This is a genomic window from Pseudomonas sp. P65(2024) (assembly GCF_057480955.1).
The window spans coordinates 1-306 of the sequence record NZ_JBLIYX010000058.1 but is presented as its reverse complement, the minus strand read 5'-3'; the positions used below and the strand labels follow the sequence as shown (position 1 = coordinate 306).

General features: G+C 54.2%; 1 pseudogene. It reads right to left on the bottom strand.

Going from position 1 to position 306, the window contains the following annotated elements:
* Positions 1–306, bottom strand: a pseudogene (locus AC25MA_RS25840) (IS110 family transposase); the annotation flags it as partial.

The following is a 306-nucleotide window of genomic DNA, read 5'->3' as shown; positions in this document are numbered from 1 at the left end:
GCAAACGACTGCCTAGATCATCGTCAGCCAGTTGGCTCTCCAGCTCTTTGTCCAACACCTTGATCTGCTCGCTCAAGTAGACGAAATGATCATGCAGGCGCTGCAGTAATGCGACGAGCCGTATTGGCAGGTCGTGCTCTTCAAGCACCGAAGCAAGGCGTTTGACCACTGCCAATCCGGTCGGCAGGCTGACACCGAATTCGAGCAGGAACCCATGCATCTGGTTCACCGTCTTGGTTCGGTCGCGGATCAATGATTCACGCATCCGATGAGAAACAGAGAGCGTTTGCTGCTCAGGCGATTTTG